The sequence below is a fragment of the Halomicrococcus pelagicus genome, assembly GCF_050954125.1.
The window spans coordinates 165,313-178,717 of sequence record NZ_JBPBWC010000004.1; the positions used below are offsets into that span (position 1 = coordinate 165,313).

10 protein-coding genes are annotated in these 13,405 nt (G+C 69.0%); 4 read left to right on the plus strand and 6 right to left on the minus strand.

Annotated features, from left to right (window positions below; all coding sequences use genetic code 11):
* Nucleotides 1-30: 30 nt before the first annotated feature.
* Nucleotides 31-249, minus strand: coding sequence for a hypothetical protein (locus ACRYA2_RS10575; protein ID WP_433627492.1), 219 nt, complete (start codon nucleotides 247-249; stop codon nucleotides 31-33).
* Between the two features lie 49 nt (nucleotides 250-298).
* Nucleotides 299-3,505: a heparinase II/III domain-containing protein gene (locus tag ACRYA2_RS10580; RefSeq protein ID WP_433627494.1), complete on the minus strand. Its 3,207-nt coding sequence runs from the start codon at nucleotides 3,503-3,505 to the stop codon at nucleotides 299-301.
* Between the two features lie 81 nt (nucleotides 3,506-3,586).
* Between ACRYA2_RS10580 and ACRYA2_RS10585 the strand changes: the two genes are divergently transcribed.
* Entirely contained in the window at nucleotides 3,587-4,456 is an 870-nt protein-coding gene (locus ACRYA2_RS10585) for a sugar phosphate isomerase/epimerase family protein (RefSeq protein ID WP_433627496.1), read from the plus strand.
* Here the strand turns inward: ACRYA2_RS10585 and ACRYA2_RS10590 are convergent, their stop codons facing one another.
* Nucleotides 4,457-5,695, minus strand: a complete 1,239-nt coding sequence (locus ACRYA2_RS10590) for a HEAT repeat domain-containing protein (RefSeq protein ID WP_433627499.1) — start codon at nucleotides 5,693-5,695, stop codon at nucleotides 4,457-4,459.
* Between the two features lies 1 nt (nucleotide 5,696).
* Nucleotides 5,697-6,917: a threonine ammonia-lyase gene (gene ilvA, locus ACRYA2_RS10595; protein ID WP_433627502.1), complete on the minus strand. Its 1,221-nt coding sequence runs from the start codon at nucleotides 6,915-6,917 to the stop codon at nucleotides 5,697-5,699.
* 310 nt (nucleotides 6,918-7,227) lie between these two features.
* On the opposite strand from ilvA, the gene ACRYA2_RS10600 reads away from it, so the two are divergent.
* Complete coding sequence (locus ACRYA2_RS10600) at nucleotides 7,228-8,463, plus strand: CapA family protein (protein ID WP_433627505.1); 1,236 nt, start codon at nucleotides 7,228-7,230, stop codon at nucleotides 8,461-8,463.
* On the opposite strand, the gene ACRYA2_RS10605 is transcribed toward ACRYA2_RS10600, so the two are convergent.
* Nucleotides 8,460-9,539 (minus strand): Gfo/Idh/MocA family protein, encoded by a 1,080-nt coding sequence (locus ACRYA2_RS10605; RefSeq protein ID WP_433627788.1) that lies wholly within the window; start codon nucleotides 9,537-9,539, stop codon nucleotides 8,460-8,462. The two genes, ACRYA2_RS10600 and ACRYA2_RS10605, sit on opposite strands and share 4 nt — an antisense overlap.
* Nucleotides 9,540-9,630: 91 nt before the next feature.
* Here ACRYA2_RS10605 and ACRYA2_RS10610 point away from each other — a divergent pair, with 91 nt between their 5' ends.
* On the plus strand, nucleotides 9,631-11,070 hold the full coding sequence (locus tag ACRYA2_RS10610; protein WP_433627507.1) for an enolase-like domain-containing protein: 1,440 nt from the start codon (nucleotides 9,631-9,633) through the stop codon (nucleotides 11,068-11,070).
* Nucleotides 11,071-11,333: 263 nt separating this feature from the next.
* Nucleotides 11,334-12,215: a Gfo/Idh/MocA family oxidoreductase gene (locus ACRYA2_RS10615; protein ID WP_433627509.1), complete on the plus strand. Its 882-nt coding sequence runs from the start codon at nucleotides 11,334-11,336 to the stop codon at nucleotides 12,213-12,215.
* A gap of 131 nt (nucleotides 12,216-12,346) precedes the next feature.
* On the opposite strand, the gene ACRYA2_RS10620 is transcribed toward ACRYA2_RS10615, so the two are convergent.
* Nucleotides 12,347-13,402, minus strand: a complete 1,056-nt coding sequence (locus ACRYA2_RS10620) for a Gfo/Idh/MocA family protein (RefSeq protein WP_433627511.1) — start codon at nucleotides 13,400-13,402, stop codon at nucleotides 12,347-12,349.
* Nucleotides 13,403-13,405 lie beyond the last annotated feature (3 nt).

Here is a 13,405-nt window from a genome sequence, read left to right on the forward strand (position 1 = left end):
GATGCCCGTCGGAGACCTTATGTGTTCGGGTCAGCCGCACTTCCGAACCATGTAGCCGGTCGCGATGGCCAACGGCAGTCCGAGCGCTGCCGAGAGGATGGTCACGTAGTAGCTCCCCGTCCCGGGTTCGACGATGAGCGCCACGAAGCCGAGCATCACGAGGAACACGACGTTCAGCGCGAACATCAGTCCCCAGACGAAGTCGAACTCGCAGGCGACCGTCCAGAACGTCTCCCTGAACTCGCTCATACGCGCAGTTCGGAGACGCGGGATTTAGTTCTTCCCGAACGCCGGTCGTCTACGGCTCCGGTGACCAGGTTTCGAACGCCGGCGACCGGACCCGGGCACCAACCTCGACCACGTACTCGTACCCCGCGTCCGGGTCCTCCGGGTCGACGAACGCCTCGACGGTCGTCGCACCGCCGACGTCGAAGGCGACGCGGTTCTCCCCCCGCCGCTCGACCGATTCGACCGGGTACACGCCGTTGGCGTCGCCAGCAACGTCGACGTAGAGGAAGTCGCCGACGGCCGCCTCGGGGTCGACCGCCTCGTCGAGTTCGACGACGAGTTCGTTCGACGACGAGAGGTCGCGCGTGAACTCGACGAGGCGGCCGGCAAACCGGTGGCGGGACGGGCGGGAGACGAGCGTCGCGCCGTCGGCGGTGTCGAGTTCGTCGCCATCACAGAGCTGGGCGGCCACGGGCGCACCGTCGACCGCGGAGTAGCGAGCGAAGAACCCGCTGAAGGCGAACGCGTCGCCGACCTCGTGGGTGGCGTCCGGGTCCGACGCCCACGCGAGGTAGTCGACGCGGCCAGTGTCGAGTTCCACGCGAACGGCCCTGGCGTCCGGGAGAGCGCCGTCTTCCCCCTCGCCGTTCGACGGGTCGTCCCCCGACGCGCCGCGGTCGTCCCGGCGGGTCACCGGCACCGCCGAGACGTCACGGACGCGGCGCTCCCCGCAGTGCGGTTCGAGGACGGCGGTGAACGCCGAGTCGGGGTCGTGGCCGCGATTGCGACAGAGCAGATAGCGGAGCGACTCGGGATTGCCCTCCTTGTTCCGCGGTGGTTCGCCGTCCGCCAGCGTCACCTCGTCGTAGTCGCCGAGCATCGTCAGGGTGAGGCGAACGTCCGCGTCGTCGTCCCGGACGTCCCAGGTGTCGGTCGCGTCCCACTCGACCTCGAACGCCCCGGATGGGTCACCGGCGGTCGCGACGTCGGTGAGGTAGTTGAACCCGCTGCCGACCGCGCGGTCGTAGTCGGTGACCTCCTCGTCGGCCGGCCGCGGGACGTCCACCCCGGCGAAGGTCCCGTCCCGAGCAGTCAGGTCGAGACCCTTCGTCGCGACGTCCCCCTCGGGGCCGTGGAAACTGTAGACGTGGTCCTCGCCGCCGGCCACCCGGAACAGGTCGACGACGTAGGCGTCCGACTCGTCTATCCGCACCATCGCCGTCGTTCGGCGGTAGACGTCCGTCTGCGGGTAGACGCGGGGGGCTTCGACGTCCGTCAGCGCCAGTCCGTCGTCGTCCGCGAAGTGGCGGGGGACGCCGACGGACTGCGGGCGTTGGCGCTCCGCGTCGACGACGACGGTGTTGTGGCTGACGGTGTTTTTGGTCCAGAAGCGCCCCTTCGGCCAATTGCCCGTGAACTCGGGATAGCCGAGGTCGGGCGAGAGACAGAGACCGTGAGCGTACAACGAGAGGTTCAGCGAGTCCTGGTGGGCGTGGCTCGTCCCCGTTTCGAAGCTGTTGCGTCCGTAGTACAGCCACAGCGCTCGCCGGTCGTCGTCCGTTCCGGCCGTCCCGCCGGTTCCACCCCGCTCGCTGGCTCCGGCCCCTCCACCTCGCTCGCCGGTTCCGGCCGCCCCGGCCGTCCCGCCCCGGAGCACGGTGAACCCGTAGCCGGGGAGCATCCGGCTCTCCGAGTTGAAGCGGCCGCCGCTGGCGACGACGTCGGCGATGCGGTCGGGGAGCGACCCCGCGTCCGCCGAGAAGACGTCCCCGTGCAGCCCCTCGGCCGAGTCGTCGTTCAACAGGTGGGCCGCTCGAGCGAACTCCGGGTCACCGTACCGCTGGAACCCCCGGAGCGCCGTCTCGACGGCGATACCCTGATCCGGTTCGCCGGCTTTCCCGCTGTCGCCGATGGAGGGCATGTACCGGTCGAGCGTGAGCAGCGGAAAGTGCGCCCCCGTCGCCCGCCTGAGTTTGGGGTGGGCGTAGAGGTCCGGGTCCACCGAGAGGTCCGCGTCGACGACGTCGGCGTACACGGAGAGGATGTCCGCGACGCGCAGCAGTTGGCGCTGGATGATGAGGTTGTAGTTGGGCGCGGCCTCGTCGGCGTAGCCGTCGCGGTCCAGGCGGTCGACCAGCGCGGCGGCGAGGTTACAGCCGGTCACGCGCCACTCCTGGGCTCTGGCCTCCTCGAATCCGGTTTCGCTGGCCGTCCACGGTTCCCCCGCCGCGTTGCGCAGTTCGCCTGACTCGAAGAGGAATGAGAGGGCGTCGCCGGTGTAGCCTCCGGGGTCGTCGGCCACCACCGCCGCCATCGCCAGTGCGGAGTGGTGCATTCCGAGATTGCCGCGAATCTGGGCCCGCCTCACGCCGGGGAGCACCCGCCGGACCAGTCGGGTTTCGACGTTCTTCCGAATCGCCGAGACGGAGTCCTTCGACGGGAGGTCCGGATACTCCTCGGCCTTCCCCGAGAGGAACTCGACGAGTTCGTCGTCGCCGTCCATCGCGGAGAAGAACGCGTCGTACGCCGAGACGTATGCCCGGACGAGGTTCGTCTCCCAGATGGATCCGACGGCCTTCCCGTCGCCGGTGCCACCGTGAGAGTTCCAGAACTTGTCGCCGTCGTGCGCCGAGATATCGAGGTCGGGGTAGGCGTCGGCGATGCGGTCGAGGAGCACCGTCCCGGCGCGGGCGTACCGCTGCTCGCCGGTGTACAGGTACGCGTCCCGGAGCGCGACGACGGCGTCGCGGACGCGGTACCAGACGTAGTAGTGGTTGTACTGGGCAACGACGGTCATCGTCGATCCGGGGTCGGCCACGTCGCCGGCCTCGTCCTCCCAGCCGAAGCCGTCGTCGACACCCCAGTCCTCGCCCCGCTCGGGGGAGCGTTCGTTGACGAGCAGCGAGTCGTCGGCCAACTCGGGATCGAACCACCCGCGTGCGTCCCGGCCGCTCTCGCGGTACGCCGCGAAGTCGTTCGTCGGCAGGACCGTCTCGCCGTCGGTGACCGTCCAGGGCTCCTCGCCGGGGGTCCAGCGGTCGTCCTGGGTGCCGTCGCCGGCGTAACCGGAGCGAGGTATCGCCTGGCCGGTCACCATCCGCCAGAGGCCGTCGAGACCCCGTTCCAGGAACTCGGTTGCGGCTTCGACGGCCTCGTCGCGCTGTCGGGCCGCCCACTCGTACTCCTCGACGTTTCGTCGCGCTGCGGCCACTCGCTCGGGCGTGAAGTATGTCGGCCGCGTCTTCGGAACGTACTCGGACATGTTGAAGGTCGTCACGCGAGGGTACGTGCATCGGTACCATAAATCCCGATGCCGGTCGGGTAAGATACAAGGTCGTTCCGCGTGCAGTTGCACTCGATGCAGACGTCAGTACTGACGAAGATGTTCGGCGAGCGAGACCTCCGCGACGCCTGCTCGGTGGCCGCCGAGGTGGGCTTCGACGCCGTGGAGTTGATGGGGCGCGACCCTCACTTCGGCGTAGAGACGGACGACGAACAGGCCCGCGAACTGCGGGCGCACCTCGACGAGCTCGGTCTCGACGTCTCCTGCGTGGCATCGTACACCGGAGGGTACGTCGACATGGACGAGACGGAGTGTGCGGAGCAACTCGACCGTCTGGAGCGGTTCTGCGAACTCGCTGACCTCGTGGACTGCGACATGATTCGCCACGGGCCGCGGGGTCCGCCAGAGCATCGCGCGACCGACACGGACTACGACAGGGCGGTCGAGTGGATGCGGCGCGCAGCCGACCTCGCCGACGAGTACGACAAGGAACTGCTCGTCGAGATACACTCGGTGACGATAATCGAGTCGGCGTCGACGGCCCGCGAGTTCTTCGAGCGGGTCGACCGGGACAACGTCGGGGCCATCCACGACGCGGGAAACATGTACATCTCGCGGGCCGACTTCGGCCGCGACTCGGTGGCCGAACTCGGCGACTGGCTCCGGCACGTCCACGTGAAAGACGAACTCCGCGTCGCCGACGAGGCGCTCGGGACCTTCGAGATGGAGACGCCAGCGGGGACCGAACTGTTCCAGCCCCGCCTCCTCGGGGAGGGCGCGGCCGACCACGGCCCGCTGTTCGCGGCGCTCGCGGAGCGAGACTACGACGGCTACGTCGTCGCCGAATGTCACCTCCCGCCGCACGACGCGCTCACGGACCGGTCCATCGCGGAGTGCGAACTCGCCGCGATGGAGCGCCTGGCGACCGAACCGACGAATGCCTGACTACCCGTCCGGAGCAAGTTCGAGGGCGTCCCGAGCGGCGGCGCGCACCTCCGGGTCAGAGTCGTGTTCTGCACACGCCCGGAGGGCCTCGTGTGCCTCCTCGACCCCCGTCGTTCCGAGTGCGTACGCGGCGTTCGCTCTGACGAACGCCGTCTCGTCGTCCAGCAACTCGACCAGCGACGGCACGGCGTCGGCCACGGTCGACGGGTCGCGTTCGCCGACGTACGAGAGAGTGCCGGCCGCCGTCCCGCGGGTCCGCGGGTACTCGCCGTCCAGCAACTCGACCAGCGACGGCACCACCGCATCGAGCGTTTCGGCGACGCTCCCGGGAGCGGCCTCGGCCAGGGCGCTCATCGCGTACGCCGCCGTCGCGCGATTCCCCTCGTTCCCGTCGGTCGTCAACGTCTCGCGCAGTGCATCCCGATGGCCGAGCACCGCGTCCGGCCGCCGCTCCGCGAGCGCGGCGAGGGCGTCCAGCGCGGCCCGACGGACGCCGTCCGCCTCGTCGTCGAGGAGCGCCGCGAGCGTCGCCGCGTGCGGCGCGACCGCCTCGGGGTCGTCGCCGGCGACGACGGCGAGGGTTCGGGCGGCGTGCTCGCGGAACGAGGCGGCCAGCGCGGGGTCGTCCGCCTCGTCTGCGGACGGCAACTCGGCCGGAAGCGCCGTCGCGTCGTCCTCGGCGTCGTCCGTTCCGAGGTGCTCGACGAGGGCCGGCACGGCGTCGGCGACTGCGTCCGGTCGAGCGTCCGCGGCCACCGCCAGCGCTCGCGTCGCTCGCTCCCGCGTCGGCAGGCCGTAGTCCTCCGCGACGTACTCACGGAGCGACTCCGTCAGCGGTGCGGCGACTGCCGGGTTGGACTTCCCGAGGTCGGCCAGCGCGAGCAGCGCCGTGTTCCGGGCGTAGTCGAACTCCCGCTCGACGATGGCCCGGAGCGCCGGCGCGGTCCGTTCCAGTGCGTCGGGATGGCGGTCGGCCAGTTGGGCGACGGTGCGCGCCGCGCCCTGGCGGACGCCGGCCTCCTCGGATTCGAGGAGCGTCGTCAGGCGGTCGGCCGCGTCCGGAACACAATCCGAGCGCGCCTCGGTGACGGTCGTGAACGCGTTCGCAGCCTCGTGGCGCGCGCGTTCGTCCTCGGTCGCCAGACAGTCGACCACGGCCTCGACGTCGACGGTCGCGGGGTCGACGCCCGCGGCCTCGCGCAGTTCCCGGGCACGCTCGTACGCGTCGTCGTCTCTCATATCAGTTCACCTGCGTGATTTCGTAGCCGCGGTCGCGGATGGTGCGTTTGATGGTCTCGGCGTGTTCGGTGCCGCTGGTCTCCATCTCGAACGTGATGTACGCCTCGCCGACGTCGAGGTCCGCGTTCGCCCGGTAGTGGTGGACGGTGCGGATGTTCGCGCTGTGGTCGCTGGCGACGCCGGATATCTCCTCGAGCACGCCCGGCTGGTCGTCGATGAGCACTCGCAACTGGAGTAGCCGGTTTCGTTCGGTGAGTTCGTGGGTGAGGACGGTCTGAAGCATCGAAACGTCGATGTTGCCGCCGCTCAGTACTGGTACGACGGTTTCCCCGGAGACGTCGATGGCGTCGGTGACGAGCGGTGCGACGGCCGCGGCCCCCGCCCCCTCGACGACCTGCTTCGCACGCTCCATCAGCAGGATGATTCCGCGCGCGATGGTGCCGTCCGAGACGGTCACCACCTCGTCGACGTGCGAGTCGATGAGGTCCAGGGTCAGCGACGCGATACCGCCCGTCGCGATACCGTCGGCGATGGTGTCCACCTCGTCCTCAGTGTGCGGTTCGCCCTTCTCTAAGCTCCGGGGAACCGTCGCCGCCGACTCGGCCTGGACGCCGACGAGACGGACGTCCGGTCGAAGCGCCTTCAGCGCGACGCCCACGCCGCCGATGAGGCCGCCACCCCCGATGGGAACGATGACTGTGTCCACCTCGGAGACGTCCTCGAGGATTTCGAGGCCGACGGTAGCTTGCCCGGCGACGATGTCCGGGTCGTCGTACGCGTGGACGAACTCCGTGCGGTCTGCCTCGGCGAGCGACTCCGCGTGGTCCATCGCCGTCCGGAAGTCTCGCCCGTGGAGCACGACCTCGGCTCCGTACTCCCGGGTCGCGTCTATCTTCGCCTGCGGTGCGTCCTGGGGCATCACGATGGTCGCGTCGAGATTCGCGGCAGACGCGGCCAGCGCGACGCCCTGCGCGTGGTTGCCGGCGCTCGCTGCGACGACCCGCTCCACGACGGAGTCGGCCACTCGCAGGCTCGCCATCTTGTTCGACGCCCCCCTGGTCTTGAACGAGCCGGTGCGCTGGAGGTGTTCCATCTTCAGAAACACCTCCGCGTCGGCCATCTCTCCCAGTGAGCGACTCCGGTCGACGGGCGTCCGCTCGACGATACCGTCGTCGAATTGCTCCGCCGCGGCACGTACGTCCTCGATGTCGACGCCGGTCATGCACGGTAGATACAGGTCATTATATTAGAGCGTTCCGCTACCGTGACCGGCCAGACCCACCACCCGTGCCCGGTCGCGGGCGGGCGTTCGAATCGCGGGAAACGGAAATCGAGTCGAGGATATCCGCGGATTCCAGCACCCTTGCCGGTGGCGAGCCGCCCCAACCGCTTCGCTCGCACCGCCGAACCGTACGGCGGCCGCCGCGCGACCCGCTGGCGCCGCACGGGGCCAACCTATTTATCGCAGGGAGTCCGTGAGGGAGGTGTGCTGTGCATCGAATCCTTCCGGACGCGACGCGGCGGTGATCTCCATGGCTGACGACCTTTCCTTCGACGCCGGAGGCGCTGGCTCGGAGTGGTCGCTGTTCGTCGCCGGCGACTGCGTCCCCGACCGGGACGACACCCCGCTCGTCGCCCCGACGGTGGTCGACCGCATCGCCGACGCCGACCTCGCGGCCGCGAACCTCGAAGCACCCGTCGAGACGGACGCCGACCCCGTTTCCAAGAGCGGCCCCGCCCTGACGGCCGACCCCGACGCCCCCGAGCGTCTCGCGGACGCCGGGTTCGACGTCCTCGCGCTGGCGAACAACCACGTGATGGATTACGGCGCGACCGGGATGCGAGCGACCCGCGAGGCCTGTGCGACGGCAGGCGTCCGGACGGCGGGTGCCGGCGAGGACCGAACCGACGCCCTCGAACCGGCGCGGTTCGAGGTCCGCGGCGTGGACGTCGCGGTGGTGAGCGTCTGCGAACGCGAGTTCGGCGTCGCCACTGCAGACCGACCGGGAACGGCCTGGAGCGGCCATCGCGACGCGGTCGCGGCCGTTCGCGGGGCGGCCGACGACGCGGACGCGGTCGTCGTCCTCTCCCACGGCGGTGCCGAGTACGTGCCACTCCCGCCGCCGAGTCGCCGGGCGCGCCTTCGCGAGTTCGTCGAGGCGGGCGCGGACCTCGTCGTCGGCCACCATCCGCACGTCGCGCAGGGATGGGAACTGTACGAGGACGCACCGGTGTTCTACAGCCTCGGCAACTTCGTCTTCGACAGGCAGGCCGACGAGGAGAACACGGCACGGGGCCTGGCCCTCGACGTTCGGTTCGCCAACGGCGCCGTGGCAGCCGTCGACCTCGTCCCGACCGTGCTCGACGGGTCGGTTCGGCTTCTCGACGGCGACGCCGCCGACGAGTACCGCGACTACCTCCACAGGGCGGCCGACGTGGTAGCCGACGAGGAGCGGTACGAGGCCCACTGGCAGGCCATCGCCGTCCGACTGTTCTACGAGCGGTACTCGAACTGGCTGATGACCGGCGTCGGCGAGAACCTCGCACTCGCCCGCACCAACCCGCACGACCCGGACGCCCAGCGTCCGCTCTGGGACCCTGAACGGCGACGGCGGGAACTGCTCACGCTGCTGAACCTCTTTCGGAACGAGTCACACGGCGCCGTCGTGACGACGGCGCTCGAAGTGCTGAGCGGCAACCGCTCCGACCGCAGAACCGAGTCGGTCGAAGAGAGCGTCGACGCGCTGCTCGCCTGGACGGGGCGCTAGTCGCCGGCGTCCGACTCGGCGGGACGCGGGGTGAGGTCCTCGGCTTCCACCATCGCGTCCAGCGGGTTGTCCGCGATGTCGAGCGGGAACTCGACGCGGCCGCGCCGCCGCGCAGACTCCCAGCAGCCGTAGATTATCTCGTTGGCGGTCAGGACGTTCTCGGCCCCGATGTCCGGCGTTTCGCCCGATTCCAGGCAGTCGACGACCTCCCTGACGGCACCGTGGAGCATCGTCTCGTGCGGTTCCTCGACGTCGTAGGCCTCGAACTCCTCTTCGCCGGTCTGTCGCACCCGAAGCTCCGGGCCCTCGTCGGGCCACAGTTCGACGGTGCCTTTGGTTCCGCGGACGCGCACGTAACAGCGAACGCTCTCGTGACCGACGCCGCTGGAGAGAATCGCGTGAACGCCGTTCTCGTACCGCCAGAGCGCGAGCGCCTGGTTCTCGTTGTGTGACCCGTACCGGACGTTCTCCTCCCGGTAGTCCACCTGGCAGAGCGCCCACTCCGCCTCGCACTCGGCGTTGATTCCGTTACAGATGTCGATGAGGTGGCTGCCGAAGTCGAAGAGATTCTGACCGCCGACCTCGAAGCGCCGCGGTTCGCCGATGAAGCCGCCTTCGATGAGATCGTACGCCTTGCGGTACGCGCCGCTGAACCGCCGCTGGTGGTTGAACGTCAACTGGACGTCGGCCCGGTCACAGGTTTCCGTCATCCGGCGACAGTCACCCCACGTGTCGGCCATCGGTTTCTCACAGTGGATGGCCGCGGGGATACCGCTCTCCGCGCAGTCCACGACGATGTCTGCGTGCGTCGGAACCGGGGTGCAGACGCTGACGACGTCCGGTTCGACGGCCTCCAGCATCTTGATGTAGTCCTCGAAGACGTTGGACGCGGGAAGGTCGAATCGGTCGGCGAACGCCGCTGCGTTCTCGCGGACGAGGTCCGCACAGCCGACGAGCGAACAGTCATCGAGGTCGTCGTAGGCCGCGGCGTGGCGGTAGGCCATCGCCGCGCTCGTGCCCCAGTTCTGGTCCCCGGGATCCGGACCGGTCCCGATAAACGCTACACGATAATTGATCATCTGTTGTTGTTCGTATTTTGTGGAGGTATTTGAATCCCCGTGTCGTTTTCCCGGGGGGTTTTTGCGGCGGGCCTACGAACGGGGCCTCATGCTCTCGGTCAGAGACACCGCCGGGTACGTACTCGACATGGAGTTCCGGATGCCGTTCCACTTCGGCGACACGGAGATAACGTCGCTCCCACACCTGTTTCTCGTCGTCGAGGCCGAATTCGACGGTGAGCGGGCGACCGGCCTCGCCGCGGAAGGGCTCTCGCCGCTGTGGTTCGTCAAGGACCCCGACCTGACGTTCGCGGGCGGCCTCGCCGACATGGTCGACGTGGTCGACTCGGCCCGCTCCCTCGCGGAGGAGCAGGCGGAGACGGCGTCGGTCTTCGACTACTGGCACCGCCTCTACGAGTCCCAGCGCGAGTGGGCGTCGGACACCGACCATCCGCCGCTCCTCTGGGGGTTCGGCGTCAGCATGGTCGAGCGCGGCCTCGTCGACGCCTACTGTCGCCACCACGACGTCTCGTTCGCCTCGGCGCTTCGGTCCGGTGCGTTCGGCGTCGACCCCGGACGCATCTATCCCGAACTCGACGGTGCCGACCCGGCCGACCTCCTCCCGCAGACGCCGGCCCGCGAGCTGACGCTGCGACACACCGTCGGGTTCACGGACCCGCTGACCGACGAGGACCTCGGCCCGAACGACCGCCTCGACGACGGACTACCGCAGACGCTTGCGGAGTACCTCGACGCCCAGCGCCTCACGCACTTCAAGGTGAAGCTGAGCGGTGACCCGTCGGCCGACGCCGACCGCCTCGGGGACCTCGCGTCCCTGTTCGACGACCGCGGCCTCGCCGAGTACGCCGTCACGCTCGACGCGAACGAGCAGTTCGACGACGCGGCGGCGTTCCGCGACGCGTGGACGACGTTCGTCGACGACCCCGACGTAGCGCCGTTGCTCGACCGTACACTGTACGTCGAGCAACCGCTGGCCCGCGACGAGGCGATGACGGCCGAGACTCGACGGACTTTCGCGTCGTGGGACGACCGACCGCCAACCATCGTCGACGAGTCCGACGCGCTGAACGACAGCCTCGGGCGCGCCCTCGACTGCGGCTACGACGGAACGAGTCACAAGAACTGCAAGGGCGTGTTCCGGGGCGTCGTCAACGCCTGCCTGCTGGAACGTCGCCGGCGCGAGAACCCCGACCGCGACTACGTGCTCAGCGGCGAGGACCTCACCACGGTCGGCCCCGTGTCGCTCCTTCAGGATCTCGCGGTCGTCGCCTCCCTCGACGTCGGCCACGTCGAACGCAACGGCCACCACTACTTCACCGGGCTCTCGATGCTGCCCGACGACGTGCAGTCGCGGTTGCTCGCGGAGCACGGCGACCTCTACCGCGAACACGAGGCCGGGTACGCGACGCTCGACGTGACCGACGGGCGCGTCCGCGTCGACTCGACGGTCGACGTCCCGTTCGGCTACGACGTCGAAGTGGACCCTTCGCGATTCACGCCGGTCGAGGACTGGACGTTCGACGCGTAACGCTGCAGGGGCGCCGGGAATGGTCTCTCCCCGGTTGGCGCACGACCCGAAGGGAGACTCACGGGTGTCACGGCGGGAACGAGGACGGACGATAACGGAACGCGGCGGAACGATACGACCATCGCCGTCCGGACGGTCCGAGGAGAGCGGTCACTGTCCCACCGCTGACCTGGCTTCGCCAGTTCGACGAAGACCGTTCCACGAAATCGACGCAATGGTTTTAAGAGGAAGCCCCGAAGTATTCTCGTTAACGCATGACAGCCATGGGACTCGTAGGTCTAGACACCAGCCACGCCGAGGCCTTCGCAGACGTCCTGTCGGGACGTGACGACGCGTCGGTTCGCGGGGTCTGGGACGGCGGAGCCGTTCGGGATTCAGATTACGTGCAGTCGTTCTGCGACGAGTACGGTGCCCGCCGGTTCGACGAACCTGCGGCGATGGCCGAAGCAGTCGACGCCGCGATGGTGCTGACCGTTGACTGGAAAACCCACGCCGCGCTCGCGGAACCGTTCCTCGAAGCGGGCGTTCCGACGCTCGTCGACAAGCCGCTGGCGGGCAGTTTCGAAGACATCGCGACCCTCGAAGCGGCCGCGGGTGACACGCCGTTGTTCGGTTGTTCGGCCGTCCCGTTCCACGAGGGGTTCACGGCGCTCCCGCGCGGTGGGAGCGAACGAACGCTGTTCGCCGCCGGCTACAACGACTACTTCTACTACCGGACACATCTCGCCGACACGGTCCGCTTCCTCGCGGACGACGACTGGACCGAGGTCGTCCCCGGCTCGGAGCCCGGAACGACCGCCGACGTCCACTTTACCAACGACGTTCACGCCACGCTCCGGTTCGACGGATCGCCGGAGGACGCCACGTTCAGCGTCCTCGACATCGGAGAGACGACCCGGACCGTCGAGATGGAGAGCAGTTCCGACGTTCTCTCCCGGACGTACGACCGGTTTCTGGACGCGTTCCTCGACGTCACCAGCGGAAACCGCGACGACACCGGCCGCATCCTCGACTCCGGCCGCCTCGCGCTGGCCATCGAGGCGGCGCTCGCCGAGGGCCACAGTGTGACCCCCGACTCTCCCGTCCTCGACATGTTCGAAGTGACCGGCGAATCGTTTCTCGCAGACTACGACCCATACTACTGAGCGAATGACCCCTGTCGACAGACTCCTCGGGTACTGGCCGGGTCGGGTCGCTCCCGACGGACGGGTGCCGGACCGCTCGGGGGCCGGCCATCACGGAGTTTACGGCCGCGACGCACGCTGGATCTGATAACTCAGCGGCCGGCGACGCGGGTCCACTCGCCCGTCTCGGCGGACTCGTACGTAGCGTCGAGCACGCGGAGCACCGTCAGCGCGTCTTCGAGGGTCGCCGGCGGTTCGCAGACGCCGTTCCGAGCCGCGAAGTACTCCTCGAAGAACTCCAGTCCCCACTTGCCGCCGTACCCGGGGGTTCCGTCGTACTCGTAGGTCTCGGAACGGTGGGGCGTGCTCGCCCACCCGTCGTCGGCGGAGTCGAGTTCGAGGGTCGTCTCCCCGTCGAACCCGAACGTCTTCCCCATCGGGTCCCACTCGCTCCGACCGCGGTCGCCGTAGACGGCGATGTGGGTGTCGTAGCGGCCCTGGCGAAGGAAGTACCCGCACGTCAGCGTGCCGATGGCGCCGGACTCCGTCTCGATCTGAAGCGCGGCCCCGTCCTCGACGTCGACCGTCGGCGTGCTAGCCGACGTCCGAGCGTTGACCCGGACTATCGGATCGTCGAGCATCCAAGGAACGAGGTCCAGCCAGTGGACGCCGAGCCACTGGACGATGCCGCCACGGCTAGCCGGTCCGTCGAACAGGTAGTGGTCGGTGTCCCGGGCGTCCAGCGCCGAGGCGACGAAGCGAGCGTCGAAGGCGTCCACGTCCCCGAAGAACCCGGCGTCCGCCAGGTCGCGGAGGCGTCGCGAGACGGGGTGGCCTCGCCAGGTGTACGAGACGCCGACCGTCGACGAGGAGTGCCGGGCGGCTTCGGCGACCGATTCCAGTTCCGTCGCCGTCCGGGCCGCAGGTTTCTCGGTGAACACGTCCACGTCGCGCTCGACGGCCGACCGGAGTACTGCGGGAGTGGCCCGATTCGAGAGGGTCACCCAGACGAGGTCGACGTCCTCCTCGGCCAGCAACTGATCCGGGTCGCGGTAGAACGCCACGTCGCCGAGGCCGTCCAGGTCGGCCGGCGTCGGGTCGCCGGACGGTTCGCAGGCGCAGGTCACTTCGGCGTCGAGTTGCGCGATGCTCTCCAGGTACGCCGGGCAGTGGTGGTGGTCGAGTCCGATGTAGGCGATGTCCGTCATAGG

Excerpts from the sequence above, each read along its gene's own strand:
- ACRYA2_RS10575 (WP_433627492.1), bottom strand. The coding sequence starts at position 249 with ATGAGCGAGTTCAGGGAGACGTTCTGGACGGTCGCCTGCGAGTTCGAC.
- ACRYA2_RS10585 (WP_433627496.1), top strand. The coding sequence starts at position 3,587 with ATGCAGACGTCAGTACTGACGAAGATGTTCGGCGAGCGAGACCTCCGC.
- ACRYA2_RS10590 (WP_433627499.1), bottom strand. The coding sequence starts at position 5,695 with ATGAGAGACGACGACGCGTACGAGCGTGCCCGGGAACTGCGCGAGGCC.
- ilvA (WP_433627502.1), bottom strand. The coding sequence starts at position 6,917 with ATGACCGGCGTCGACATCGAGGACGTACGTGCCGCGGCGGAGCAATTC.
- ACRYA2_RS10600 (WP_433627505.1), top strand. The coding sequence starts at position 7,228 with ATGGCTGACGACCTTTCCTTCGACGCCGGAGGCGCTGGCTCGGAGTGG.
- ACRYA2_RS10610 (WP_433627507.1), top strand. The coding sequence starts at position 9,631 with ATGCTCTCGGTCAGAGACACCGCCGGGTACGTACTCGACATGGAGTTC.
- ACRYA2_RS10615 (WP_433627509.1), top strand. The coding sequence starts at position 11,334 with ATGGGACTCGTAGGTCTAGACACCAGCCACGCCGAGGCCTTCGCAGAC.
- ACRYA2_RS10620 (WP_433627511.1), bottom strand. The coding sequence starts at position 13,402 with ATGACGGACATCGCCTACATCGGACTCGACCACCACCACTGCCCGGCG.